This is a genomic window from Stenotrophomonas maltophilia complex sp. Om-AH-Sm3, from assembly GCF_059337855.1.
The window spans coordinates 37,254-61,642 of record NZ_JBYBLQ010000019.1 but is presented as its reverse complement, the minus strand read 5'-3'; the positions used below and the strand labels follow the sequence as shown (position 1 = coordinate 61,642).

At 67.9% G+C, this 24,389-nt stretch carries 28 protein-coding genes; 12 read left to right on the top strand and 16 right to left on the bottom strand.

Features of this window, described 5'->3' with window-relative positions; genetic code table 11:
* Positions 1 to 64: 64 nt before the first annotated feature.
* Positions 65 to 1,141 (top strand): HDOD domain-containing protein, encoded by a 1,077-nt coding sequence (locus AC10QF_RS17935; protein WP_494542619.1) that lies wholly within the window; start codon positions 65 to 67, stop codon positions 1,139 to 1,141.
* A 3-nt stretch (positions 1,142 to 1,144) separates the two neighbouring features.
* Here the strand turns inward: AC10QF_RS17935 and AC10QF_RS17930 are convergent, their stop codons facing one another.
* The 3 genes from AC10QF_RS17930 to AC10QF_RS17920 form a co-directional block, all read right to left on the bottom strand.
* Positions 1,145 to 2,701, bottom strand: coding sequence for a phospholipase D family protein (locus AC10QF_RS17930; protein ID WP_494542616.1), 1,557 nt, complete (start codon positions 2,699 to 2,701; stop codon positions 1,145 to 1,147).
* A 162-nt stretch (positions 2,702 to 2,863) separates the two neighbouring features.
* On the bottom strand, positions 2,864 to 3,562 hold the full coding sequence (locus tag AC10QF_RS17925) for an RNA pseudouridine synthase (protein ID WP_088496799.1): 699 nt from the start codon (positions 3,560 to 3,562) through the stop codon (positions 2,864 to 2,866).
* Between the two features lie 47 nt (positions 3,563 to 3,609).
* Positions 3,610 to 4,110: a M48 metallopeptidase family protein gene (locus AC10QF_RS17920; protein WP_494542615.1), complete on the bottom strand. Its 501-nt coding sequence runs from the start codon at positions 4,108 to 4,110 to the stop codon at positions 3,610 to 3,612.
* Between the two features lie 63 nt (positions 4,111 to 4,173).
* Here AC10QF_RS17920 and AC10QF_RS17915 point away from each other — a divergent pair, with 63 nt between their 5' ends.
* Together AC10QF_RS17915 and AC10QF_RS17910 are read left to right on the top strand one after the other, a co-directional pair.
* A complete protein-coding gene (locus AC10QF_RS17915) occupies positions 4,174 to 4,731 on the top strand; it encodes a DUF2058 domain-containing protein (protein ID WP_069139975.1) in 558 nt (185 codons plus the stop codon).
* 170 nt (positions 4,732 to 4,901) lie between these two features.
* Positions 4,902 to 5,168, top strand: a complete 267-nt coding sequence (locus tag AC10QF_RS17910; RefSeq protein WP_005418184.1) for a DksA/TraR family C4-type zinc finger protein — start codon at positions 4,902 to 4,904, stop codon at positions 5,166 to 5,168.
* Positions 5,169 to 5,684: 516 nt separating this feature from the next.
* Here the strand turns inward: AC10QF_RS17910 and AC10QF_RS17905 are convergent.
* Entirely contained in the window at positions 5,685 to 6,278 is a 594-nt protein-coding gene (locus AC10QF_RS17905) for a mechanosensitive ion channel family protein (RefSeq protein ID WP_005418176.1), read from the bottom strand.
* 35 nt (positions 6,279 to 6,313) lie between these two features.
* Positions 6,314 to 6,493 (bottom strand): hypothetical protein, encoded by a 180-nt coding sequence (locus AC10QF_RS17900; RefSeq protein ID WP_049415771.1) that lies wholly within the window; start codon positions 6,491 to 6,493, stop codon positions 6,314 to 6,316.
* Between the two features lie 126 nt (positions 6,494 to 6,619).
* On the opposite strand from AC10QF_RS17900, the gene AC10QF_RS17895 reads away from it, so the two are divergent.
* Genes AC10QF_RS17895 through AC10QF_RS17885 form a run of 3 tightly spaced genes read left to right on the top strand, consistent with a single transcriptional unit; the run spans position 6,620 to position 8,621 of the window.
* Complete coding sequence (locus AC10QF_RS17895; RefSeq protein WP_005418173.1) at positions 6,620 to 7,198, top strand: RNA polymerase sigma factor; 579 nt, start codon at positions 6,620 to 6,622, stop codon at positions 7,196 to 7,198.
* A complete protein-coding gene (locus AC10QF_RS17890; protein ID WP_494542614.1) occupies positions 7,195 to 7,728 on the top strand; it encodes a hypothetical protein in 534 nt (177 codons plus the stop codon). The genes AC10QF_RS17895 and AC10QF_RS17890 overlap by 4 nt, the downstream gene beginning before the upstream one ends.
* An 11-nt stretch (positions 7,729 to 7,739) precedes the next feature.
* Entirely contained in the window at positions 7,740 to 8,621 is an 882-nt protein-coding gene (locus AC10QF_RS17885; RefSeq protein WP_494542613.1) for a DUF4097 family beta strand repeat-containing protein, read from the top strand.
* A 49-nt stretch (positions 8,622 to 8,670) separates the two neighbouring features.
* Here the strand turns inward: AC10QF_RS17885 and AC10QF_RS17880 are convergent, their stop codons facing one another.
* The 3 genes from AC10QF_RS17880 to AC10QF_RS17870 form a co-directional block, all read right to left on the bottom strand.
* Positions 8,671 to 8,853: a hypothetical protein gene (locus AC10QF_RS17880; protein WP_005410566.1), complete on the bottom strand. Its 183-nt coding sequence runs from the start codon at positions 8,851 to 8,853 to the stop codon at positions 8,671 to 8,673.
* Between the two features lie 11 nt (positions 8,854 to 8,864).
* Positions 8,865 to 9,158, bottom strand: coding sequence for a YkgJ family cysteine cluster protein (locus tag AC10QF_RS17875; RefSeq protein ID WP_080104338.1), 294 nt, complete (start codon positions 9,156 to 9,158; stop codon positions 8,865 to 8,867).
* A 229-nt stretch (positions 9,159 to 9,387) separates the two neighbouring features.
* The gene (locus tag AC10QF_RS17870) at positions 9,388 to 10,749 is read right to left on the bottom strand and encodes an Hsp70 family protein (protein WP_065197357.1); all 1,362 of its coding nucleotides are present in this window, start codon (positions 10,747 to 10,749) and stop codon (positions 9,388 to 9,390) included.
* 179 nt (positions 10,750 to 10,928) lie between these two features.
* On the opposite strand from AC10QF_RS17870, the gene AC10QF_RS17865 reads away from it, so the two are divergent.
* Entirely contained in the window at positions 10,929 to 11,264 is a 336-nt protein-coding gene (locus tag AC10QF_RS17865) for a zinc ribbon domain-containing protein YjdM (RefSeq protein ID WP_494542612.1), read from the top strand.
* Positions 11,265 to 11,271: 7 nt separating this feature from the next.
* Here AC10QF_RS17865 and AC10QF_RS17860 read toward each other — a convergent pair whose 3' ends face one another.
* Positions 11,272 to 12,423: a transglutaminase-like domain-containing protein gene (locus tag AC10QF_RS17860; RefSeq protein WP_065179251.1), complete on the bottom strand. Its 1,152-nt coding sequence runs from the start codon at positions 12,421 to 12,423 to the stop codon at positions 11,272 to 11,274.
* A gap of 229 nt (positions 12,424 to 12,652) precedes the next feature.
* Here AC10QF_RS17860 and AC10QF_RS17855 point away from each other — a divergent pair, with 229 nt between their 5' ends.
* From AC10QF_RS17855 to AC10QF_RS17840, 4 genes are all read left to right on the top strand, one after another.
* Positions 12,653 to 13,255, top strand: a complete 603-nt coding sequence (locus tag AC10QF_RS17855; protein WP_494542611.1) for an HD domain-containing protein — start codon at positions 12,653 to 12,655, stop codon at positions 13,253 to 13,255.
* 49 nt (positions 13,256 to 13,304) lie between these two features.
* On the top strand, positions 13,305 to 13,478 hold the full coding sequence (locus AC10QF_RS17850) for an oxidoreductase-like domain-containing protein (RefSeq protein ID WP_049415754.1): 174 nt from the start codon (positions 13,305 to 13,307) through the stop codon (positions 13,476 to 13,478).
* Positions 13,475 to 14,092: a DUF998 domain-containing protein gene (locus AC10QF_RS17845; protein WP_005418159.1), complete on the top strand. Its 618-nt coding sequence runs from the start codon at positions 13,475 to 13,477 to the stop codon at positions 14,090 to 14,092. Before AC10QF_RS17850 ends, AC10QF_RS17845 begins: the two co-directional genes overlap by 4 nt.
* A 78-nt stretch (positions 14,093 to 14,170) precedes the next feature.
* A complete protein-coding gene (locus AC10QF_RS17840; protein WP_494542610.1) occupies positions 14,171 to 15,517 on the top strand; it encodes a virulence factor family protein in 1,347 nt (448 codons plus the stop codon).
* Positions 15,518 to 15,612: 95 nt separating this feature from the next.
* On the opposite strand, the gene mprF is transcribed toward AC10QF_RS17840, so the two are convergent.
* A complete protein-coding gene (mprF, locus tag AC10QF_RS17835; RefSeq protein ID WP_005418156.1) occupies positions 15,613 to 18,177 on the bottom strand; it encodes a bifunctional lysylphosphatidylglycerol flippase/synthetase MprF in 2,565 nt (854 codons plus the stop codon).
* Between the two features lie 192 nt (positions 18,178 to 18,369).
* Here mprF and AC10QF_RS17830 point away from each other — a divergent pair, with 192 nt between their 5' ends.
* A complete protein-coding gene (locus AC10QF_RS17830; protein WP_005418155.1) occupies positions 18,370 to 18,717 on the top strand; it encodes a RidA family protein in 348 nt (115 codons plus the stop codon).
* A 50-nt stretch (positions 18,718 to 18,767) separates the two neighbouring features.
* On the opposite strand, the gene rnfB is transcribed toward AC10QF_RS17830, so the two are convergent.
* From rnfB to AC10QF_RS17800, 6 genes are all read right to left on the bottom strand, one after another.
* Positions 18,768 to 19,181 (bottom strand): Rnf electron transport complex subunit RnfB, encoded by a 414-nt coding sequence (rnfB, locus tag AC10QF_RS17825; protein WP_494542609.1) that lies wholly within the window; start codon positions 19,179 to 19,181, stop codon positions 18,768 to 18,770.
* 24 nt (positions 19,182 to 19,205) lie between these two features.
* The gene (locus AC10QF_RS17820) at positions 19,206 to 19,796 is read right to left on the bottom strand and encodes an HAD family hydrolase (protein WP_005418147.1); all 591 of its coding nucleotides are present in this window, start codon (positions 19,794 to 19,796) and stop codon (positions 19,206 to 19,208) included.
* 78 nt (positions 19,797 to 19,874) lie between these two features.
* Entirely contained in the window at positions 19,875 to 21,947 is a 2,073-nt protein-coding gene (metG, locus tag AC10QF_RS17815; RefSeq protein ID WP_111178661.1) for a methionine--tRNA ligase, read from the bottom strand.
* 99 nt (positions 21,948 to 22,046) lie between these two features.
* Positions 22,047 to 22,490 (bottom strand): DUF2147 domain-containing protein, encoded by a 444-nt coding sequence (locus AC10QF_RS17810; RefSeq protein ID WP_065179246.1) that lies wholly within the window; start codon positions 22,488 to 22,490, stop codon positions 22,047 to 22,049.
* Positions 22,491 to 22,905: 415 nt separating this feature from the next.
* Positions 22,906 to 23,310, bottom strand: a complete 405-nt coding sequence (gene gloA2, locus AC10QF_RS17805; RefSeq protein WP_053498965.1) for an SMU1112c/YaeR family gloxylase I-like metalloprotein — start codon at positions 23,308 to 23,310, stop codon at positions 22,906 to 22,908.
* On the bottom strand, positions 23,307 to 24,377 hold the full coding sequence (locus AC10QF_RS17800) for a serine hydrolase domain-containing protein (protein ID WP_053498963.1): 1,071 nt from the start codon (positions 24,375 to 24,377) through the stop codon (positions 23,307 to 23,309). The genes gloA2 and AC10QF_RS17800 overlap by 4 nt, the downstream gene beginning before the upstream one ends.
* Between the last annotated feature and the right edge of the window lie 12 nt (positions 24,378 to 24,389).

The following is a 24,389-nucleotide window of genomic DNA, read 5'->3' as shown; positions in this document are numbered from 1 at the left end:
GATTGGCGTGAAGAGGCGGGCGGTCAGTGACGGCAAGGACATTGCAACGACAGGGCGGGCGGCGATGACAGCGGCCTGGTGGCGATCGCTGCGCGGCTGGCTGGCGCGTTCGACCGGGGCGGCACCGTCGCGGCTGGTTGCTGCGTCCCGCCAGGCGGTGGCCGCCGCAGCGGCGAGCCTGCAGGGCGAGGCGCTGCCCCCGGCCGAGATCGCTGCACATCTGCAACGTGGCCTGCATGCGCTGGCCCTGTACCCGCGTCTGGCCGGTGAATCCACGCCGGTGCAGGCCGCAGGGCTGGGCGAGGCGGTGGCGCGCGCGCTGCAGGACCGCAACTGGGCGGCCAGGCAGCTGCCCCGCCGGCCGCAACTGCTGCCGCAGCTGATCCAGACCGTCAACGACGATGCCGCCTCAGCGCGGGTGATGGCCGCGATCATCGGTCAGGACCCGGTACTGACCGGCAACCTGCTGCGCATCGCCAACAGCCCGGCCTACAAGGTGCATGAGCGCCCGGTCGAAAGCCTGCAGCGGGCGGTGACACTGGTGGGTACCGAAGGCGTGCGGCAGATCATCAGCGCGGTACTGGTGCAGCCGGTGATGCAGGTGCAGTGCGAAGTGTTCCCGCAGTTCAGCACGATCATCTGGGAGCACGCATTGCTGGCCTCGCGCGCGGCTGCAGACCACGCACGCACGGTTACCTTCGGTGATGCTTTCGCCGCGCAGTGGCTGGGCCTGGTGCAGGGACTGGGCGCGTCACTGGTAATGCGCCAGCTGCTGCAGGAAGCGCAGGCCCGCGGCGAGGCCGTGGAGCCGGCGTTGGCCCTGCAGATGTTGCAGCAGTGGTCGTTGCCGTTGGCGCAGCGGGTCGCCGCCGCATGGGAGCTGCCTGAGCCGGTTCACCAGGCCCTGGCGGTGGATGCAGAAGGGGCGCTGGCCGACAGCCTGCGCCTGGCCAGCGCCGCCGCAGCGGCCAGCCTGTTGTGCCGCCATGGGCATGCCAGCCAGAGCCGCATGCTGGCGCTGCTGGAGCAGCTGCCTTCAGCGCCGCCGCATGCATTGCGCTGGATCTGGCGGCGCCTGCATGGGCGCAGCGTGGAAACGCTGGATGAGGCCGGACAGGACCAGGCCGGCCCGGCGGCCTGAGTACTACAGCTGCGATTCGACCGGCAGCCAGCTGATGGCCCGCGCGGTCCAGCGCTTGCCCAGGCTCGCGCCGGGTTCGGCCTCCACCCAGTGCGGTGGCGGTTCACGCTCCAGCCAGCGTAGCCGGCCTCGGTCGTCCAGCGCCAGCCACCAGCTGTGCCTGGGGTCCGCCAGGCGCAGGTACTCATCGCGCAGCTGCGCCCCCAGCACCGGGTCGTCGAACAGTACGCCCATTTCGGTGTTGAGGTAGGCCGAGCGCGGGTCGAGGTTGAACGAGCCGACGAAGCCGCGGCGGTCGTCGACCACGAACGCCTTGGTGTGCAGGCTCGCGCCGCTGCTGCCGAACATGCCGGCATCGCCGGACTGTCCCTGCGCCTTCAGTTCGTACAGGTGGACGCCCGCTTCGAGCAACGGCACGCGGTAGCTCATGTAGCCGCCGTGCACGGCAGCGACGTCGTTGGCAGCCAGTGAGTTGGTCACCACGCCGACCTGCACGCCCCGCCCGGCCATGGCCGAAAAGCCATCCAGGCCTTCGTCGCCTGGCACGAAGTAGGGCGAAATCAACAACGTTTTGTGCCGGGCGGCCTGCAGCTCGCTGATCAGGGTCGACACCAGCCAGGCAGCGCGATCATCCCTGCGATGCTTCATCGGCGGGTCCGAGACGATGCGCACTGCACTGCTCCAGTGCAATGGCTCGGGACTCGGGCGCTGCCGCTGGCGTGATTCGGCCACGCGCGCGAGATAGGGCCGGGCCACGTCCCGCTGCGCCTCATGATCCGATTCGCGCACCAGCAGGCGCAGCTGCGCATCGGTATGGAAGGCAAGCGCGGATACCGGAATGGCAGCCTCGCTGTTCCAGTAGTCGTCGAAGATCCGGTTGGCCTGCTCCACGGCAGGGCCGGCGACCAGCAGGTCCAGATCCTGGAAGTTCACATCGGTGCGCGCGCTGAAGTACTCCTCGCCGATGTTGCGGCCGCCGACGATCGCGACGCGGCCATCGGCGATCCAGCTCTTGTTGTGCATGCGGTGGTTCACGCTGAAGAAGCGTTGCACCATCTCCACCATGCGCAGGATGCCGGTCCGGTTGCGGAACGGGTTGTAGAGGCGGATTTCAATGTTGGGGTGCCGGTCCAGCGCCATCATCAGCGCGTCCTTGTCCTTGGCATTCATGTCATCGAGCAGGATGCGCACGCGCACACCGCGCTCGGCGGCGTCATGCAGCGCCTTGGCCATCAGGTGGCCGATCAGGTCGTCGTGCCAGATGTAGTACTGCAGGTCCAGGCTGCGGCCAGCGTGCGCGGTGATCATCGCGCGCGCGGCGAAGGCATCCATGCCATCACTGAGGAACGCTACGCCTGATTGCCCGGGATGCGCGTCCTGCAGCGGCACGATCTGCTGGTCGATGCGGGTCTGCGCCGGCTGCAATGGCAGTACATGCGAGGGCGCGCCCTGTGCCTGTGGCGTGAGATGGTCGGCCAGCAGCAGCCCGGACAGGATCAGCAGCAACAGCGCGGCGAGGATGATTGCAGCGACGCGCAACAGGCGTCGCCACAGGGGCATGGGCAGGCTCATGCCTCGATGGTAGATCCACGCCCTGCGTGAAGGAATGCCTGCAGGATCGATAGGGCATCAGCGCGCTTGCCTTCGGCAACGGATCCGACCCTGGGGCGTCAGGATGGGGGCGGACCCGTTTCCGCAGGAAAGGGCCCTGACCCGCAGGCCTCAGAACCGCTCGTCGCTGCCCAGGTAACGCCACTGCGCCGGCGGCAGCGGCCCCAAGGCCACGCGGCCGATGCGCAGTCGGCGCACGGCCAGCACCTGCAGCCCGGCGGCGGTCACCGCCACGCGCAGCCCCTTGGCGGTCAGCCCCTTGCCGGCAAAGCGCAGGCGCTGCTCGCTTTGCCAGCTGACCTTGGCGCCGCCGGATTCCTGCTGCAGCCGCGCCAGCAGCCACGGTCCTCGCTCGGGGCCGCCTTCGGCCACTTCGATCAGGTATTCCTGTTCGGTGCGGCCCAGATTGCGCTGTAGATGGGCCAGCGTGGCCGGATCCTGGCTGACCACCACCAGGCCGCTGTCGCTGGCCGGAAGTGCAGCGGCCAGCTGCAGGCCGTGGAAATGGCGCTGCAACGGACGGATGTCGCTGGCATCAAGTTCGCTGCGGCTGTCACTGCTGACCAGCGCACACAGGGTCTCAGCAGCAACGCCGGCCGGCTTGTGCAGCAGCATGCTGACCCGCTCGGCCTTTTCATCGCTGGCCTGCTCGGCGACCACGATCTGCGCGGCTTCATCAACCGGGCGCTGTGGTTGTTCCACCACTTCGCCGTCGACCGTTACCCAGCCGCCTTCGATATAGCGCCGCGCTTCGCCGCGGGGGATGCCGAGCAGGGCGGACAGGCGTTTGTCGAGACGGATCGGTTCCATGGCGGGCAGGTCGGGCAGGGGGCGCGCAGTGTAGCTGCTGCGGCCGGTCAGCGCTGGCTGCGGTTGGCCAGCTCGGTCAGGTACAGACGGGTATCGAACTCCAGCTGCAGGTAATCCGGTTCCATGTGTTGGCACAACTGGTAGAAGGCCTTGTTGTGGTCGGCTTCCTTCAGGTGGGCCAGCTCATGCACCACGATCACGCGCAGGAACGCCGCGGGTGCCTGCCGGAATACGGTAGCGATGCGGATCTCGCGGCTGGCCTTGAGGCGGCCACCGTGCACGCGGGAGATGGCGGTGTGGGTGCCCAGCGCGTGCTTGATCACTTCCAGCGTGTTGTCGTAGCAGACCTTGTTGAGCGGCACCGACTTGCGCAGGTAACGGTCCTTCAGCGCCTGGGTGTAGTCGTACAGCTGGCGGTCGCTGCGCACCTCGTGCGGGTCGGGATAGCGCTGCTGCAGCCAGGGGCCGAGCTTGCCCTGCGCCAGCAGTTCGCTGACCTGGGCGACCAGGGGTTCGGGGTAGCCGGTGAGGTACTTCAGGACTGCCATGCAGGGGCGGCGGGGCGTCGGTAGAATGGAAGCATCCAAGATTACACGCGGTACGTACCGACCATGGCAAAGCCCAACGCGCTGCAGGAACAATTGCTCAAGGCCGGTCTGGCCAAGAAGTCGCAGGCCAGCGCCGCCGCGCGGGAGCAGGCCAAGGCCCGCCAGGGCAAGGCCGAATCGGCCTCGGCCGAGGTCCAGCGTGAGGCTGAACGTGCCCGTGCCGAGAAGGTCGAGCGCGACCGTGCGCTGGCCGCCGAGCGCAATGCCCAGGCCAGGCAGGCGGAACAGAAGGCGCAGGCGAAGCAGATCATCGCGGCCCATGCAGTGCCCCACAAGGGCGATGACGAGTATCGCTTCAGCGATGGCGCGGCGATCCGCACCCTGCTGATCGACCCCAAGCTGCGCAAGGCGCTGTCGGTGGGCGTGCTGGTCATCGTCGCCAATGGCGAGGGTTACGCCCTGCTGCCGCGCGCCGCCGCCGAGAAGGTACGCGAGCGGACCCCGGAGGCGATCATCGTCGACCACGGCCAGCCGGGCTCGACCGCCGAGATCTCCACCGGCAACGCCGAGGACGACGCCTACTACGCCCAGTTCCAGGTGCCGGACGACCTGATCTGGTAAGCAAAAAGGGGACGGAGGGGATTAAGTCGCGATCGCCCCGATTGGATCCGTTGGCGTTCTACTCAGCTTGCTGAAGGCGCACCGGGCACGGCTCGGCGCAACACTGGCCTGCTCCTTTGTGCGCGGGTGTATCGTCCCCATATCAGGCGACACACCTGCGGAGGAAGACCATGGCCACCGGTTGGGCGGGAGATGGCGCGGTCCAGGACCAGATCGACGCCACCGTCGACGATGCGATCGCCCGCGCGCGCCGCCAGCTGCGGCAGGGCCCGGGCCTCGAGCACTGTGAGGAATGTGAAGCGCCGATTCCGTTGGCGCGACGTCGTGCTGTGCCGGGAGTTCGCCTGTGCGTGGCGTGCCAGCAGGCGCATGACGAAGAAGAGCAGGCGCATGCCGGTTACAACCGGCGTGGCAGCAAGGACAGCCAGCTGAGGTAAGGGGTGCTCGGCAGGGCTGCGCCCTGCACCTGCTTGGAGCAACGGCAACGGCAAAAGCGTGCTATCCGTGGGATGGCGGGGTGGGTCCGATTGAGGGGGACGCTGCAAGTACGTCCATGTAAGCTCGGTCGCCGCATCCATGCGGCTCACGCCCCCTCAACCGGACCCACCCCGCCTTCGACAGATTTCCGCGATCTGTTGGAACCTGCTGCTGATGGTGGGTGCCGACCGTTGGTCGGCACGGGGTCGGATCCAATTCTGACTATCGATATCTGACAGATGTGCCGACCAACGGTCGGCACCCACCAACAGCGCGCGGAATCTGTCAGAGGTGGGGCGGTGTGGGTGGGCAGGACCGTTGGCGCCATGGATGGCGCCATCGAGCCCCCATGGATGGGTTTACGGCGTGTCCTGACCACCCACACCGCCCCGCCATCCCACGGAATGCCGCTCTTGATCTTGCTTCGGCTTCGGCCTCTGCAGGTGCAGGGCGCAGCCCTGCCGAAAACCCCACCCTCAGCCGTCGCCCTGGATGCCGCCGGGGGCCTGCGCCGGGTCGCGCCAGCGGCGCACCGTGCGCTGGAAGAACAGGTTGTTCGGTAGCTGCAGCACCGTACCCTCATGGCCGTCGCCGGTTTCCTGCAGCGTGGTGTAGATCAGGTTCACGTCGATCACCCGCCCCTTCAGGCCCGGCTTCTCGCCGTTCTCCAGCACTTCGATGTAGTCATGCAGGCGGAACGGGCGAGTGGTGAAGATCAGCAACGTGCAGAAGATGTTGGAGAGCACGCTCCAGGCCGCGAAGAAGGCCACTGCGCCCACGGCGGCGAAGCCGGTGAACGCGGTCCACAGCACTGAAGGCTTCGCGCCGAGCAGGCTGAGGATATACAGCAGGGCGCTGAAATAGACCACGAAACTGGTGATCCGGCGCGCGCCCATCACCATTTCAGGTGGCAGCGTGTAGTGCTCGGCAAAGCGCCGGATCAGGCGACGGGCCAGTACCCGAAGCAGCCAGGCGACCAGCAGCACCAGCACGATCTGCAGGGCCACGCCCGCGTAGTTCAGCCATGGGTGGCTCCAGGCCGGCAGGTGATCCTTCAGCGACAACATCATGGGGGCGAAAACAGGTGGCGGGAACGGCCTCGATGTTACCCGGCGCGTGCCGGGGTTTCGACCATCGGCGACCACGCCAGGCAGACCAGCTCCTGTCGATGCTGCTGCAGGCAGGCGCGGCCGTTGTCGGGGCACAACCGCAAGGACAGGCCCGATGCCTGCAGCACGACGCAAGCGACGATAACCAGCAGGGCGGCGCAGGACGGGCTGGACATGGCGGATCTCCCTGGAGGTGTTTTCTCGAATGACCTTCCATGGATGCAGCCATCGTCGAAAAGGTTGCATGGCCTTGATCGGCGATCGGCTCTAAACCTTTTTCCGGGTCGCCGCATCCAAGCGATATGCTCGACACCACCATGCCAGCGCCGCCTGCCGCCCACGCCCCTGTCGACGAACCCGCCCTGGTGCGGGCGGCCGCCGCCGGTGACACTGCGGCCTACGAACTGCTGTACCGGCGCCATGCGCCGCGCGTGTTCGCCGTACTGTGGCGCCTGTGCGGGGGCCAGCAGGCGCGTGCCGAGGATGCCCTGCAGGAAGCGTTCCTGCAGGCATGGAAGGCGCTGCCGGGGTTCCGGTTCGAAAGCAGCCTGTCGACCTGGTTGCACCGGTTGGGCGTCAACGCCGCACTGATGGAACTGCGCGGGCGCGCCGCCGGGCAGGACCACGACAGTCTGGAGGAGGTCGACGGCGGCCTGCAGGAGCTGGCGGTGCACGACCGTTGTGCCGGCACCGAGCGCGACCTGGAGCGCGCACTCGCGACGCTGCCTCCGAGGGCGCGTGCGGTACTGGTACTGCACGACATCGAAGGCTGGAAACACCAGGAAATCGCCGAGCAGCTGCAGATGGCCGTCGGCAGTTCAAAGGCACAGCTGCATCGTGCGCGCGGCCTGCTGCGCGCACGGCTGGGAGACATGACATGAGTACACACGAACACGATTGCGATCACGATCTGCTGGCCCGGCTGCGCGCGCTGCCGAACGAGCGCGATGTACCGGCCGATGGCTGGGCACGCCTGTCCGCGCGGCTGCCGCCGCGCGAGCCGCAGGCGGCGCCTGTGCCGGCCGACAACGTGGTGGCGCTGCCAGCGCGTTCGCGGCGCCGCGGGTGGTTGCCGGCCGGCGCTGTCCTGGCGGCCAGCCTGGCGCTGTACGCGGTGGCGCCATGGCGCCACGTGCAGCCGGATGCGCCGGTGCCGTCTACCCTGCAGTTGCAGGCTGCGGCGATGACCGAGCAGTACCGGCAGGCGGTGGCCTCGCTGCCCTCAGGCCGGGCACCGGAATGGCAACCGGCCCTGCACGAACTGGATGAAAGCGCGGCACAGATCCAGGCCGCGCTGGCGCAGGATCCACGTGCGCCTCACCTGCTTGGCCAGCTCAAGCGCACCTATGCGCTGCGGCTGGAACTGACCCGGCAGGCGGCCTATGCCGCCGAGTCCGGCCTGACGACCTGAGGAGACCCCCGATGACACGAACCCTGATGACCTGCTGCGGCGCGCTGTTGCTGCTGCCCGCAGTGGCCCTGGCTGACACCCGGATCGACGAACGCCACAACCTGGCCGCCGGCGGCCGCATCGAACTGAGCAACGTGGCCGGCAAAGTGACCGTGCGTGGCTGGGACCGCAACGACGTGCAGCTCACCGGTACGCTCAGCGATGGCCTCCAGCTGCGCCAGGAGAAGAGTGCCAACCGCGTACGCTGGGAAATCGAGTATCCGCGTCGCAACAACAACGGTGGCGCGACGCTGGTGCTGAACGTGCCGCGTTCGGTGGAACTGCTGCTGAGCACGGTCAGTGCCAACCAGGACATCAGCGGCATCGATGTGCGTCGCCTGCAGGCCGACACGGTCAGCGGCAGCCTGAGCGCCTCCGGTCGCAGCGGCGACAGCAAGCTCAATACGGTCAGTGGCGGTGTCAGCGCGCGCCTGCAGACCCCGAAGCTGGATGTGAACACGGTCAGCGGCCGGATCGAAGCCGGTGGCGGCGTGTCCGGTGACATCGGTGCACAGACGGTATCCGGCCGGGTCGAGGTCGATGCCCGGCGGGTGCAGCGGTTGGCGGTGGAAACCGTATCGGGCAGCATCGATCTGTCGGCGGCCGGGCTGGCGCCGGGGGGCCGGATCAATGTCGAATCGGTGAGTGCGTCGGTCAACCTGCGCCTGCCACGCGCGGTTTCGGCGCAGCTGTCGGTGAACAGCTTCAGCGGGTCGATCAACAGCGATGCCGGCCAGGTGGAGCGGCCGCGCTACGGCCCCGGCAGCCATCTTGATACGCGGCTGGGCAGCGGCGACGGTGATATCCGCATCCAGTCGCATTCGGGCAGTGTTCGGGTAAGCCTGGATCGCTGAGCGCGATCCGGCAGGCCGCGGCGGCAGCGCCGCCGCGGTCGGTACTGGGTCAGCTGGCTTTCTTCAGCGCCCAGGTGGTGCCGAGGACTTCGATCTTGCCACCGGCCTTGCGGAACGCTGCCAGGTCCGAAGCGATCGAATCGCTGCTGACCACGGTGCTGGCGGCCGCGCCCTTGCGTTCGCTGCGGATGCTGTTGCTGGCCTTCGCGGGGGTCTTTGCCTTGCGGGGCATGGTTGCTCCTGTCAGGTGGAAGGGGAGGAAAGCGCCCAGGCATCGGCCTGGCGCAGGTAGTCCTGCCGCTCACGGCGGCAGTCACTGCCGCCCATCGAGAACTGGCGGCAGATCGCCGGGCGCTGCGAATAGATCGTGCAGCGCAGGTGATAGGGATCGATCGCCGCACACCAGCCTTCCTCGTTGCGCGCCATCACGGCACGGCCGTGGGTGTCGCGTGACAGGAACTGGCCGGGCACGTGGTCGCCGGGCTGCAGCAACACGGGCAGCCGGCAACAGACCGCGTCACAACGGCGGCAGTCGATGGGTGCATGTGCTGCGTCAGGTTGTAAGGCCTCAGGGGCCTGGCGGGTGCCCAAAGCGGGTCTCGATGGCGGCTCCGGTGGTACGCGGACCATGAACGAGCCAGGAAGGCATGGCCGCTAGGCCCGCAGGGCGGGCCAGGCTGCACCGTGGACACACACCGGCGTGGCCGGTGGAAGGTGCAGCAGGGTTCTAGCCGACCAAGAGTAACTTAGATCGCGTAACGTTTTGTTAATCCTGGCTTGCTGCCGCCAAAGCAAGGCCCTGGACCACGCCCAGCGAGGGCTCGCCGTGGACCATGCGGGCGCCCGGGAAGGCCTCCGCAACGGCCTGGCGCAGATACCCGGCGCGGGACATGCCGCCGGTCAGGAACACCGCGTCCGGGTCGCCGCCGATGTCGCTGCGGACCTGGGCCAGCAGCTCCCGGAGCTGCTCCAGATAACCATGCGCGGCTGCGGCCAGGCCGTCGGCGCTGCTGTCGGCATGCAGGTCGCGGGCGATGTAGTCCAGCGTGCTGCGATGTTCGCTGGCGGCGCTGAGGGCGATCTTGGCGCGCTCGACGTCGCGGTACAGGCGGGCGGTATTGCCGGTGTCCTGCAGGGCCTGCAGGCGCGCGCCCCACGGATTGTCGACATGGTCATACTTGTGCTGGCGGAAGTCGCGCTGGCGGGTCATGTCCTGCACGGTGGCCGCTTCCACATAGTGGTGGGCGGGCACGCGGGTGATGCCGCGGCCGAACAGCGGCATGTAGCTGGACAGGCTCAGCGCCAGGTCGATGTCGGTACCGCCGCGGGCGATGCCCCAGGCGCGGTGGATGCGCGGGGCGTCGTCGCCGCCGACTTCGGCGTGGGCGATATCGGTGGTACCGCCGCCGATGTCGACGATCACGGCCTGGTGCCGCTCGCGGCTTTCGGCGTGATAGTGCATGGCCGCCGCGGCCGGTTCCTCGAGGAAATCGATCTGGTCGAAACCGGCCTGGCTGGCGGCTTCGCGCAGGATGTCCAGCGCCTGGTCATTGCCGGCCGCACCGATCGAGCTGCGGAACTGCACCGGACGCCCAAGCAGGGCCGCTCTCAGCGGCTGGCCGAGCTGGGCGCTGGCGGTCAGGCGGATGTGTTCGAGGATGTGCGCGGCGATGCCGGTGATGGTCTGCTTGGCGCGCGGGTGCAGGTTGTAGCCGAGCATCGATTTCGGGCTCTGCACCAGGTTGCCTTCGTGTTCCTCGAAATAGGCTTCCAGCGCTTCGTCACCGTAGACCGCATTCTGCAGCAGGTCGCTGGCACTGCGTTCCTTGCCGGCACGGGCTTCCATCCATTCCCGGCGCAGCGCGCGCAGGGCTTCGCGGCGCAGCGCCTGCGGCGTGCGTTGCTGGCCGGCGGCGCGCGCCGCACGCGCAGCGCTGTCGATCATCTGCTGCAGCTGGTGCTCCTGGCCGTCATCGAGCTGGAAGTCATCCGGGTCGGGCACCACGCCGGGGAAGTACACGCTGGTACGGAACTGCTCGGCGTCGCCGAAGCGGATCGGCAGCAGTTTTCCTTCATGCACGATGGCGGCGGCGGAGTTGCTGGTACCGAAGTCGATGCCGAGGCGCATGGGGAGTTCCGGGGGCGATCAGGGGCCGCGCACTCTGCTGCAGTTCGCCGCTGACTGCAAGGTCCCGCGGTTTCCTGTTCCGGGCCGGGTCAAGGAGGTCGCGGCGTACTGCCCGGAAAATGCCGGGGGAGCCGGGCGGTTACAATGGCAGCTGTTGATTCACTTTGAGGTACTTGCTGATGTCTTCTGCCCCTGCCTGCCCGCAGTGCACCCTGGAAAACACCTACGCCGATGGCGCGCTGTGGATCTGCGCCGACTGCGGCTTCGAATGGACCGCCGAGGAAAGTGCCGGTTCGACCCAGGTCGTGCGTGACAGCAACGGCAATACCCTGCAGGCCGGTGACACCGTCACCGTGATCAAGGACCTGAAGGTGAAGGGCTCCTCGATCCCGCTCAAGCAGGGCACCGTGATCCGCAACATCCGCCTGGTCGAGGACGATGCCGAGCACATCGAAGGCAATTCGGACAAGATCAAGGGCCTGGTCTTGAAGACCTGCTTCCTCAAGAAGGCCTGACCGGCCTTCAGCGCCGGGCCTGCTGCTGTGCGCGCCAGCGGGCCAGGCTGTCCAGCTTGGCCTGGTAGCGCGCCTGCTGCGGCGCCCCGCCCAGTTCCTGTGCACGCAGCAGCTCACGATCGGCGTGCTTGAGCTGGCCCGCCAGGAAATAGACCCGCGCCAGCCCGAAGTGGAACTGGTGCGCGGTGTCGTACAGGCGCACGGCCTGCCGGTAATAGCGGATCGCCTGCTGCAGTTGCCCGGCGCGTTCGGCCTCGGCACCGAGCATGTACTGCGCGAATGGGTCTTCGCGCTGCACCGATTGCAACCGCTGCTCCAGCGCCTGGGCCTGCGCAATCATGCCGAGCTTGCGGTAGAGGGCGCTGGCGTTGGTGAGTGCAGCATCCTGGCGGCCGTCCAGTCGCAGCGCCCTTTCCAGAGCCCGGCGTGCAGCGGCGGTATCGCCCGTGCGGTTTTCCAGCACGCCCAGGTTGTTCCAGGTGGCAGCGAAGCTGCCGTCCTGCGCCAGCGCGGTGTCGAAGAAGGTACGTGCGCCCGCCAGGTCGCCGCTGGCCATGCGTTCGGCACCGCGATTGTTGTAGAAGTGCGCCAACGCCCGCGCCTGGCTGATCGGCAGCGGCCCGCGGCGGTCGTACAGCACATTGCGATCCAGATCGACGGTGGCGAAGCGGCCGGCAAAGCCGACCCCGGCATTGACGTGGCCTACGCTGTAGACCAGGCCCTGGGCCTGGTCCTGGTACCACGACACCACCTGGCCAACTTCCTGCACGCGCGCCTGGATGCCGGCTTCGCGTGCCAGTGCGACGAACATCAGGGTAAAGGCCAGGCAGTTGGCGCGTCGCTGCTGCCAGATCTCGCTGACAGTAAGGGTCGCGTCGGCGTCGTACTGCAGGTCCATGCCATGGCGGTCGAAGATCATCTCCACCAGCGCCTGCAGGCGCTGCTCGCGCGAATAGCTGCGACGGGTCACCTGGGTGTGCAGCATATCGAGCATGGCCGGTGGAATCGCGAACACCTGCTGCGGTGTTGGAATCGTCGGCGCGGTGGTGCTGGCAGCGACCGCAGGGGCTTCGCTCGCGTCAGGGTTCAGTGCGATCGCGGAGGGTGCCGCCAATGCGGCCAATGCGAGCAGAACGGATCGGGCGGCAGGACGGTACATGACGGCTCCCGGCAGCGGCGGGCGCTCCCGCCTGAGGCGAGTGTAGACCTGTGCGCGCACCCCTGCAGTGACCGCTGGTCGGTCCGCGCGTTCATCCACAGCCGGTGTGGACCAGCGCTCGACAAAGCTGTGGACAACCGCGTTGGGGCCCCGTGCGGAGAGCGTTGTGAGGGTGTGGTGAAAAAATGGCCGGCTTGCCCGCTACCGGCGCAGGCGGGATGATCCGGTCATGGACTTCTCCCCGCTGACGCTCGCTCCGGCGCAGTGGCAGGCGCTGCAGGACAGCTATGCAACGCCACCACGTGCCTACCATCACTTCGGCCACGTGCGTGCGGTGCTGCAGCACTGCCAGGAGGTTGCCGACGGTCCAGGCTGGCAGCAGCCGGCCGAGGTCTACCTGGCCGCGCTCTACCACGATGCGATCTATGTGGCGGGGCGAAAGGACAACGAAGCGCGTTCGGCGCAGCTGGCCCTGCAGGCGATCGCACAGGCGCCGGAACTTGCCATGGTCGACGCGGCCCGGGTCGAGCAGCTGATCCTGCTGACTGCCCGCCACGGCGAGCTTGGCCCGGACGATGTCGATGCCGAGGCCGCGTTGTTCCTGGACTGCGACATGGCGATCCTGGCCGCGCCGGAGCCGGTGTTCAGCGCCTATGACCGCGGCGTGGCCGAAGAGTACAAGGGCGTGGTGCCAGGCTTCCTGTATCGCGCCGGCCGCCGCCGTTTCCTGCAGGGCCTGCTGCGTGCACCGCGCATCTTCCTCAGCGAATTCTTCCACCAGCGCCTCGACTCTGCCGCGCGCGACAACCTGCGCCGGCAGCTGGGCCGCTGAACCAGCCCGGTACACTGGGGCCCGTTTCCACCGATTGCCGCTTCCAACCGTGTCCGTCCCTGATCCCGATCCCCGTCCGCTGCCGCCGGAAGAGCCCGGTCCGAACGAATGTTGCGGCAGCGGTTGCCCGCTATGTGTGCTGGACCTGTATGCCGACGAGCTGCAGCGCTATCGCAAGGCGTTGGCCGAATGGCTGGCGCGGCACCCGGAGGCGTCCACATGAGCCGCGCGCGCCCAGCGGCACTGCTGGCGCTGGCGGCGCTGCTGCTGTTCGTGGCCACCGCGCTGTGGACCCAGTTCGCACGCACCGATCTGGACTGGGTGCGGGCCACGCTCAGCCTCTATCTGCACGGGCCGTGGGGGTTGGCATTGCGCGCGGCCTACTGCCTGCTGGCATTGGCGATCGCCCTGCTCGGCATCAGCCTCTACCGGGGCAGCGTCGGCCCGCGGCGCAGCGCGGCGGCGCCGCTGCTGTTCACTGTCTCGGCACTGGGCCTGGCCACGGTCGCCATCGGTGACAGCTGGCTGCCGGAAGCGACGCCGCTGCTGGCACCGTTCATCCATGGGCTGGCGGCCAACACGGCGTTCCTGTGTGCCAGCGTCGGCATGCTGCTGCAGGCCTGGTACCTGCGCCGCGAACCGGGTTGGCAGTCCGCCGCGAGCCTGCTCTGGGGCTGGGCCTGGCTGGCGTTCGTACTGTTGTGGCTGCATGTGTTGTGGCGCGCCGGTCCGCCGCGCGGGCTGGGCCAGAAGGTCGTGATCGTGGTGATCGTAGGCTGGCTGCTGTACTTGGCGCTGGCACTATACCGGCGCAGTCGGCGTACCACGGCCGACTGAATCGCCAACGGCCTGCACCGGTACGTGCCGTGCACGCGGTGGCGGCGTATCGTGTGCGCATTCCATCGGGGATGCGATATGAAGCGTGCAGGGCTGGGCAGGGCAATGGGTGTGGTTCTGGCGCTGGCCGCGCTGCCGGCGACGGCGGCGGGGACCCCGCAGCAGTTCAGCCATGGGCGGTTCGAGCAGATTCCGGTGCACATGCCGGCCGGCACGCCGCAGCGGGTGGTGATCTGGTTCCACGAGCCCACCCCGGGTGGTGACACCAGCCGCCTGCCGATCGAAGCCCTGCGTGCCGACGGCGCCATGGTTGCCGCTGTGGACATCGCGCACCTGCGCGGCGTGCTCAAGCGCGAGGGTGATCCGACCTGCTCGTTCGGCGCCGGTGACGTCGAGAACTTCTCGCGCTGGCTGCAGGCGTCCCTGCATCTGCCCGGCTACCACCTGCCGCTGGTCGGCGGTGACGGCGAGGGTGCCGAGATGGCCTATTCGCTCGCGGCGCAAGCCGACACCCAGGTGTTTGCCGGCCTGCTGACCACCGGCTTCTGCCCGGACCACAACCATGAGCGCATGGTCTGCGGCGATGGTGTGAAGCACAACACGCTGCAGCCCGCCGAACTGAATTTTCCGTGGTTGAGTGCCGCTGGCGATCACGGCTGCAAGGTGGGCGAGGCCAGTCGGTTCGTTCAGCAGGTCGCCATGGCACGCGAATTCAAGCGAACCGCGCGCGGTGATGCCTCACCCGGTCTGGTGGCCGCGGCGCGGGTGATCGGCGCGCAGGCCGGGGTCAGTCTGGCACCGCCGCCGGCCGCGCTGAAAGGCCTGCCGGTGGTGGAAGTACCGGCGACCGGTAGCGGCGATACGCTGGCGGTATTCGTTTCCGGCGATGGTGGCTGGGCCGGCCTGGACAAGGACGTGGCGTCGTCGCTCAACGAGCACGGCGTGGCCGTGGTCGGCATCGACTCGTTGCGCTACTTCTGGAGCGAGCGCACGCCGAAGGGCTTCGCCGCTGACCTGCAGAAGATCATCGACCACTACCGCCAGCAGTGGCACCGCGACAAGGTGATGCTGATCGGTTTCTCGCAGGGCGCCGACGTGCTGCCGGCGACCATCAACCAGCTCGATGCCGATACCCGCGCAGCGCTGGATCGTATCGTGCTGCTGTCGGTAGGCAGGAAGGCCGACTTTGAATTCCACGTCAGCAACTGGCTGGGCGGTGGCGGCGATGGCCTGCCGATCGCTCCGGAAGTGGCCAGGCTGCCGGCGGAAAGAACCCTGTGCGTATATGGCGACAAGGACGAGGACGCACTGTGCCCGGACCTGCCGGCCAATGACGGCGTGAAGCGGGTGAAGCTGCCGGGCGACCACCATTTCGGCGGTGACTATGATCGGCTGGCCGAGGTGATCCTCAAGGGCGGGGCGTAGCGCCGGGCCACGCTGGCCAGCATGCTGGAAAATGCCGACCTTGGTCGGCGCTGGCGTGTCGACCAAGGTCGACACCTGCCGGGTGGCGCGGGTCGTCAGTTGCGCCGCGGGTCCAGAGAGATCAGGCGCGTGGCGTCCAGCAGCGCCGCCGGCAGGTGCATGCCGCCGGGCGCGGCGAGATAGCGCGGCCGCCATTGCGGATCGAACTTCGACTTGAAGCGGCGCAGGCCACTGAACCCGTAGAAACGTTCGCCATGCCGCGCCAGCAGGCCGGCCAGCCGGTTCCAGCGGCCAGCCAGACGATGCTGTGCCAGCCCGGAAAGCGGCGCCATGCCCAGCGAGAAACGTGCATAGCCCTGTGCGCGGCCCCACAGGAACAGCTCGATGAAGAGGAAGTCCATCGTGCCCTTCGGTGCTTCGCTGACGTGGCGCATCAGGTCCACCGACAGCTCGGCGCCGGCCGGTGCCTGCCAAAGATTGGCGAAGGCCACGATCTGGCCTTCGGCCTCGACCAGCGCCACCGGGAAGCGCACCAGGTAATCCGGGTCGTAGCTGCCGAGCGAGAAGCCCTTTTCGTCGCCGGCCTTGTCTTCCAGCCATGCGTTGGAGATCGCGTGCAGGCGCGGCAGCAGGCTGGGAATTTCCTCCACGGGCGCCACGCGGAAGGACAGGCCACCCCGCTTGCCCCGGTTCCAGGCCTGGCGCAGGTCGGCGCGCTCGCGCCCTTCCAGGCCGAAATCATGCAGCGGCACCATCGCTTCTTCGCCCAGCTTGACCAGCCCCAAGCCAAGGTCGAGATAGGTCTGCCAGTAAGTCTCGCCGACCTGGTAGAAGACGGGGCGCAGGCCGAGGCGGTCGGCTTCCTCGCGGAAGCGCCAGATCAATGCGCGGGCGACGTCCGGCGGGCCGACCGGGTCGCCCATCGCGATCAGCGAACCCCCATAGCGCTGCATCATCACGAAGCCGAGTTTCGCTTCATCGCGCAGCACTGCCTTGTCAGCGGTCAGCACCAGGCAGGCCTGGGTGTCGGTGGCACCGGCCAGGACCGGCGCCAGCGATTGCAGCGTCGCTTCATCGGCGGCGGGCAGCGGGCTACGCGTGCTGTGCAGCAGCCGCGCCAGGCCGAACATCACCAGCGCGATGGCCACCACCAGCAACGCGCGCAACGCGCGCGGTGCGTTGCCGGAGACCGCGAACTGCCACCACAGCTCGTTCTGGTATTCGACATGGCTGTAGGTGAAGAACAGCAGCCAGGTCACCGCCACCAGCACCAGCCCCAGGTTGCGCAGCCACGGCCACGACCAGGCTTCATCCAGCAGCGCACCCTGGCGGTAGAACTCGCGGCGCGCAGCCCACAGCGCCATCGCCACCAGCACCGCCGAGACGGCGATCAACGGTTGGCCACCGCGCAGCCACAGCGGCAGCGGGGTGACCACGCACACCGCCATCGCCAGCATCCACGCCGCGTGGCTGCGACGGGCCAGGCCCTGCCCGATCAGCAGCAGCGCGACACCACTGAGGCTGCCGATCAGGTGCGAGGTTTCCAGGATCGGCAGCGAGGCATTCACCAGGTGCCGGCGTGGCGTGGGCAGCGTGCCGTCGATGACCAGCGCGGCGCCGATGCTGAACACCGCCAGCGCGATGATCTGCGGCAACCATGGGCGCAGTGCGTTCCAGCCGGCGCGGGTTGCCCCGGCACTGGCCTGCAGCGGCTGGCGCAGCGCGGGCGCAAGGGCGAGCAACGTGGCCAGCACCAGCGGTAGTACGTAATAGGTCACGCGGTAGATCAACGCGGCCGCCAGCACCGCCGCCGGTGCCACCTGGGGCAACAGCTTCAACAGGCTCCATTCGAACACGCCCAGGCCGGCCGGCACGGTCGAGACCAGGCCGGCCAGTACCGCGACGAGGTACAGGCCGACGAAGCCGGGCAGGCCGGTGGGCGTCGAGTCCGGCAGCAGCACATAGAACGCGGCGCTGGCCAGCACCAGCTCGATCACGCTGAGCACGGTGACGCCGAGCATGGTGCGGCGGTCGGGCAGCCACAACGCATGGCCGAACACGCTGAACTGCCGTCCATCGCGACCGACCAGCAGCACGGTACCCAGATAGGCGAGCAGGGCGACGATGCCGACGATGCGCACGGCATCGGGATTCAGTGGCAATGCCAACGCCGCTGCCGCCGGTTCCATGCAGAGCGCCACGCTGATCAACAGCCACGCACCGAACACGAAACCGAGCGTGCTCATCAGCACCACCTGGCCGATCTGCGCCAGGTCCAGGCCGGCGCTGCGGTAGCCACGCAGGCGCACTGCGCCACCGGTCAACGCGGCAAAGCCCACCGTCTGGCCCAGCGTATGCGCAAGGAAGGCGGTAATGCCGATGCGTGCCGGATGCACGCGGATGCCGCTGCGGCGCAGGCCAATGGCATCGAAGCCGATCAGGCAGGCGTAGCTGGCCAGGCCGAGCATCACGGTGAGCGTGATCTGCAGGCCACTGAGCTGGCGGAACGCCTGGCGGATGGCGCGGTAGCCGTGCTCATCGAATTCACTGGCCAGGCCATGCAGGGCCAGCGAGAGGATCAGCAGGGGAACGACAATGGTGAGGACCCGCTTCCATGCCGGGGTGGAGGAAGCGGCGGCGGGGTTGGTGGCTGCGGTCATCGGCGCAAGGGTGCGTCAGGAGGGGCGAGTGCGGTGTCAACGCGGGGCGTGGCGCATCGTGCGCCTGTCGCCGCCATTTGACCAGCAGATGTGTCGGAGCCCGGTAGTGACGTCTCGCGCGGGGACCCGTGCACCCACCGTTGACCGGATTGGAGGACAATGCGGGCCTGATCACCCGCAGGAGCCACGCCCATGATGGAGCGTTACGACGTCGGACCGCGCATGTCCGAAATGACCGTGTACAACAAGGTCGCCTACCTCTCCGGCCAGATTCCGGAAGACACCAGCCAGGACATCACCGGCCAGACCCGGCAGGTGCTGGCGGAGATCGACAAGCTGCTGGCGCTGGTCGCCAGTGATCGCCAGCACGTGCTGCGTGCGGAAGTGTTCCTGGCCGACATCGCCGACTTCGACGGCATGAACAAGGCGTGGGACGAGTGGGTGGTCGAGGGCGCGACTCCGGCCCGCGCAACCTTCGAAGCCAAGCTCGCCCACGCCGAGTGGAAGGTCGAGATCGTGGTGACGGCAGCGGTGCCGTAACTGCGGGATGGGGTCAGATCCCTTTCCTGCGGAAAGGGATCTGACCCCTGTTACAGCGGCACCAGCTCGATGCAGTCCACCGGGCACGGCGGGATGCACAGCTCGCAGCCGGTGCACAGGTCGGCAATGACCGTGTGCATGTACTTGGCGCCGCCGACGATGGCGTCCACCGGGCAGGCCTGGATGCACTTGGTGCAGCCGATGCAGTCGGCTTCGGCGATCAACGCCACCTGGGCCGCCTTGTGCTCGCCGCGCGAACGATCGAACGGAATCGCCGGTACACCCAGCACCTGCGCCAACGCCCGTGCACCGGCGTCTCCACCCGGCGGGCAACGGTCCACACCCGCCTCGCCACGTGCCATTGCCTGCGCGTACGGGCGGCAGCCGTCATAGCCGCATTGCCCGCATTGGGTCTGCGGCAGCAGGCGGTCGAGGCGTTCGGTCAGGGGCGGGATCAGGCTCATGCGTGGCGAAGGCTGCGCGTTGGGTTATTTCAGGGGCTTGCCGCGGAACCAGCGCTCGTGGGCCAGCGCCAGCATCGGCTTGTCTTCGGAACTGTCACCGTAGGCATGGATGCGCACGTAGCGCGACAGATCGAACTGGCGGCGGATGTGCTCGACCTTGCGCGGGCCGCAGTCGCCACCAGCGTAACGGCCGGTCAGGCGGCCGTCCTGGCTTTCCAGCCGGTTGCAGATCAGCTGCAGGCCCAGCTGCTCGCACCACGGCCGCAGGTACAGGTCCAGCGAGCCGGACACGATCACGACGGTGTGCTGCTGTTCCTTGTGCCAACGGATCTGCTCCAGCATTTCCGGGCGCACCACGTCGGGCAGGAACTCGCGCGAGAAGCCTGCGGCCAGCGTGGCGATGTCATCGCTGTGGCGGTCACTGAAAGTCAGGCGGGTGACGCGTGCACGGATGCGTTCGGCCGAGATCAGCTTCAACCTGTACGCGGCCAGCCACGGCCCGACTTTCCACCATGCCTGTGCCAGCTGTTCGGCGGTGGCCACGCGGCGCAGGAAGCGGCCATAGGTATCGCAGGTGGTCACGGTGTGGTCGAAGTCGAACAGCGCCAGTTCCATTGCGTTGCTTCCCATCGCGTTGCCTCCCGGGGCCGGAGCTGCCGACGGGCGCGGCCGTAACCACGCCCGCTGCAGGCATCAGCGAACCGGCATGCCCGGCTGCGCGCCGCTGTCGGCGTCCAGCAGCGCCAGTGCGCCACCGTCGAAGCCGGCCGACAGGATCATGCCTTCGCTCAGGCCGAAGCGCATCTTGCGCGGGGCCAGGTTGGCGATGAACACCACGCTGCGGCCCACCAGCTTCTCCGGTTCGCCGTAGCTGCCACGGATGCCGGAGAAGATCTGGCGCTTGCCCAGCTCGCCGGCGTCCAGTTCGAAGCGCAGCAGCTTGTCCGAACCTTCCACGAACTCGCAGACCAGCACCTTGCCGATGCGCAGGTCGAGCTTGGCGAAATCGTCGATGCCGATGTAGGCCGGCGCGTCGGCGCTCTTTGCTTCGTCCTTGGCCGGGGCCGGGGCCGGGGCGGCCGGCTTGGCAGCGGGGGCAGCGGCAGCCGCCGGCTGCAGGGTGTCCTTGGAGGCGTCGATCATGGCGTCAATCTTCTTCGGGTCAATACGGGTGAACAGCGGGGTGTACTCGGTGATGCGGTGTCCCAGCAGCGGTTGCGCCAGCTCGGTCCACTCGTTCACCGGCGCGGCCAGGAAGGCCTCGGCCTGCGCGGCGGTGGCCGGCAGCACCGGCTTCAGGGCGGTGACCAGCACGCGGAACAGGTTCAGGCCCTGGCTGCACACGGCCTGCAGCTGCGCATCGGCGCCTTCCTGCTTGGCGATGACCCACGGCTTGACGTCGTCGATGTAGCGGTTGGCTTCGTCGGCCAGGGTCATGGTCAAGCGGATCGCCGCAGCCGGGTCGTTGCGCTCGTAGGCTTCACGGATCGGCGCCAGCCCATCGACGAAGCGCTGGTACTGCGCCGCGTCGGGCAGCTGCGCGGCCAGCTGGCCGTCGAAGCGCTTGCTGATGAAGCCGGCGCAGCGGCTGGCCAGGTTGACGAACTTGCCGACCAGGTCGGCGTTGACGCGGGCGATGAAGTCGCCCAGGTTCAGGTCGAGATCGTCGACGCCACCGCCGGACTTGGCGGCGTAGTAGTAGCGCAGCGCTTCCGGCTCCAGGCCGGCATCGAGGAAGGTACGGGCCATCACGAAGGTGCCGCGCGACTTGCTCATCTTGGCGCCGTCCACGGTCAGGTAGCCGTTGACGTGCAGGCGGGTCGGCGCGCGGTGGCCGGTTCCGTGCAGTACCGCCGGCCAGAACAGGCCATGGAAGTTGACGATGTCCTTGCCGATGAAGTGGTGCAGTTCGGTGGCGGTGCCGGCACGCAGGTGCGCTTCGAAGTCCTCACCGATCCTGCCGCACAGGGTCTGGAAGCTGGACAGGTAGCCGATCGGTGCATCCAGCCAGACATAGAAGTACTTGCCCGGCTGGCCGGGAATCTGGAAGCCGAAGTACGGCGCATCGCGCGAGATGTCCCACGCGCGCAGGCCACCCTCGGCATTGAGCCACTCGCCCAGCTTGGCCTTCACGCCCGGCAGGGCGACATCGCCGGCCAGCCATTCGCGCAGGAACGCATCGAAGTGACCCACCTCGAAGAAGAAGTGCTCCGAATCGCGCATTTCCGGCGTGGCACCGGAGATGACCGAACGCGGTTCCTTCAGGTCGGTCGGTGCGTAGGTCGCGCCGCAGACTTCGCAGTTGTCGCCGTACTGGTCGGGACTGCCGCAGTTCGGACAGATGCCCTTGACGTAGCGGTCGGGCAGGAACATGCCCTTGGCCGGGTCGTAGAACTGCGCGACCGAACGGCGGCTGATGTGGCCGGCCGCTTCCAGCTTCAGGTAGAACTGCTCGGTCAACGCCTTGTTGGCCGCCGAATTGGTCGAGTCGTAGTGGTCGAAGGCCACGCCGAAGGCGGCGAAGTCACGTTCGTGGCTGGCCTGGATGTTGGCGATGAAGGTTTCCGGGGTGACCCCGGCCTTTTCCGCGGCCAGCATGATCGGTGTGCCGTGGGTGTCATCGGCGCAGACGAACCAGGTCCTGCCGCCGCTCATTCGCCGCGCACGTACCCAGATGTCAGCCTGGATGTAGCCGACCAGGTGGCCCAGGTGCAGCGGGCCGTTGGCGTAGGGCAGGGCGGTGGTGACGAGCGCGGTACGGGTCATGGTCGCGGGTGGATCCGAGGGGAACCGCAGATTATCGCATGCCCGCAACGACGTGACCCGGCCGGGGCCGGGTCACGGGTTGACGGAGGTGCGGGGCGCTTATTCGCGCTGCCAGGTCTGCGCGCGGCAGATGAAGGCGATGCAGCCGGACACGTCCAGCCGGGTGCCGCCGGGCTGCAGTTCCATCTTCGACTTGTAGGTCTTGCCGTTGGCCGGGTCGAGGATGGTGCCGCCGGACCACTTGTTGGCGCCGTCGGCCTTCAGGTTCCAGAGGATGGTCATGCCCTTCACCGGCTTGTTCCTGTTGGCGCCTTCACAGCCGTCACAGACCGGGTTCGGGCCCTTGTCCGAGTGCAGGATGTCGACCACCTTGCCGGTCAGCGTGCCGTTGGGGGCCTGGGTGATCTCGACGATCGACTTCACCTTGCCGGTCTTGTCGTCGATGGTCTTCCAGCGGCCGGCGGCGCCGTCGGCGGCCTGCGCCGAGAGTGCGGCCAGGCACATCGGCAATGCCAGCAGCAGGGTCTTGAAGGTCTTGCGCATGGTCCCCTCCCAGGGTTCATTCCGGCACGGTGCCGGCATGGGTCGACTGTATACCCATTCGGCGGAGTATGGGGAAGGGGGGCGTTGCAGGGTTGCGCCCTGCTCCCGCGGTAGTGCCGGCCGCTGGCCGGCAACCTCAACGGCGGGATTCCGTGGGATGGCGGGGCGGTGTGGGGGGGCAGGACACGCCGTAAACCCATCCTTGGGGGCTCGATGGCGCCATCCATGGCGCCAACGGTCCTGCCCACCCACACCGCCCCACCTCTGACAAATTCCTTCGGCTGTTGGTAGGTGTCGACCTTGGTCGACACGGTAGATCCACGCCATGCGTGGATGATGTTTCCGGTGGCGGCGATGGGTCGGCGATGGGGTCAGATCCCTTTTCCGTCGGAAAAGGGATCTGACCCCCGGGGCCTCAACCGACTTCGTACAGCTCCAGCGGCAGGCCATCCGGGTCGGCGAAGAAGGTGAAGCGGCGGCCGGTGTATTCGTCCACGCGGATCGGTTCGCAGTCCACGCCGTGGCTGGCCAGACGTTCGATGAACGGCTCCAGCGCAGCGACCCGGAACGCGAGGTGGCGCAGGCCCTGGGCCTCCGGGCGGCTGGGGCGGGGCGGTGGCGAGGGGAACGAGAACAGTTCCAGCTGGCTGCCGTCGGGCAGGGCCAGATCCAGCTTCCAGGAGTCTCGCGCGGCGCGGTGGTTCTCGGCCAGTACGCGCAGGCCGAGGATACGGACGTAGAAGTCTTTTGAACACGCATAATCGCTGCAGATCAGTGCCGCGTGGTGGATGCCCAGCAGGGCGTCGGAACCGGTGTTCATTGCAGGGTGTCCAGCCAGCGCTGGGCGATCTTCTGCGCCAGCGGGTACGGTTCGGGATCGTTGCGATTGGTCAGCACGATCACGGTCAAGTGCTTTTCCGGGTATCGAACGATCACATTTCGGAAGCCGATGCTTTCGCCGCTGTGCCATTGCACCGGGCCGTTCAGGCGCCATCCGAAGCCGTAGTGCGGCACATCCGGTTCGGATGTCGATGTGGCCGGGCTGAACATCGCGCGGCGCGAGGCCTTCGACAGCAGGCGGTCGTCGTACAGCGCCGCATCCCAGCGGGCGAGGTCGTCCAGCGAGGAGTAGATCCCGCCATCGCCGAGCACGGCACTGGTGGCGCTCTGGTCGGTGCGCTGCCAGCGGCCATCGATCCAGCTGTAGCCATAGGCGCGTGCGGCGATGGTATCGATGCCGTCCTGATGGGCCACGGTGTGGGCCATGCCTAGCGGGCGGAAGATGCGCTGTTGCAGGAAGGCTGCGAAATCCAGGCCGGAGGCGCGGCCGACGATCAGTGCCAGCAGCGCATAGCCGCTGTTGCTGTAGTGGTACTGCGTGCCCGGCGCGAAGTTCAGCCGGTCCTGGCGCGACAGCAGGGTCAGCACATCGGCGTCATGCACCTGCCGAGTGTCAGCCGGATCCATCAGGTCTTCGTAGTCGAGCAGGCCGCCGGTGTGCGATAGCAGCTGGCGGATCGTGATGGCCGCAGCAGCCGGGGGCAGTTCGGGCAGCCACTGCCGGGCAGGTTGATCCAGCCCAAGCCGGCCATCCTCCACCAGCAGCAGCACCGCCGCAGCGGTGAACTGCTTGCTGACCGAGGCCAGCCGGAAGTTGCTGGCCGGGGTGACGGCGGTGCCGTCCTCCACCACCGCCAGGCCGTAGCCACGGCGGAACACCGCTTGCCCGTCGTGCAGCACCAGGACTGCAGCGCCGGGTACCTGGCCGTCGTAGGCCTGCATCAGGCCGTCGATGCCCGCATCCGGTGGTTTCAGCACCGGTGCGGCGATACCCGTTGAAGGCAGCAGGCCCAGCACGACGGCGAACAGGGCGACGGCAGGGCGCATGACGGCTCCGGA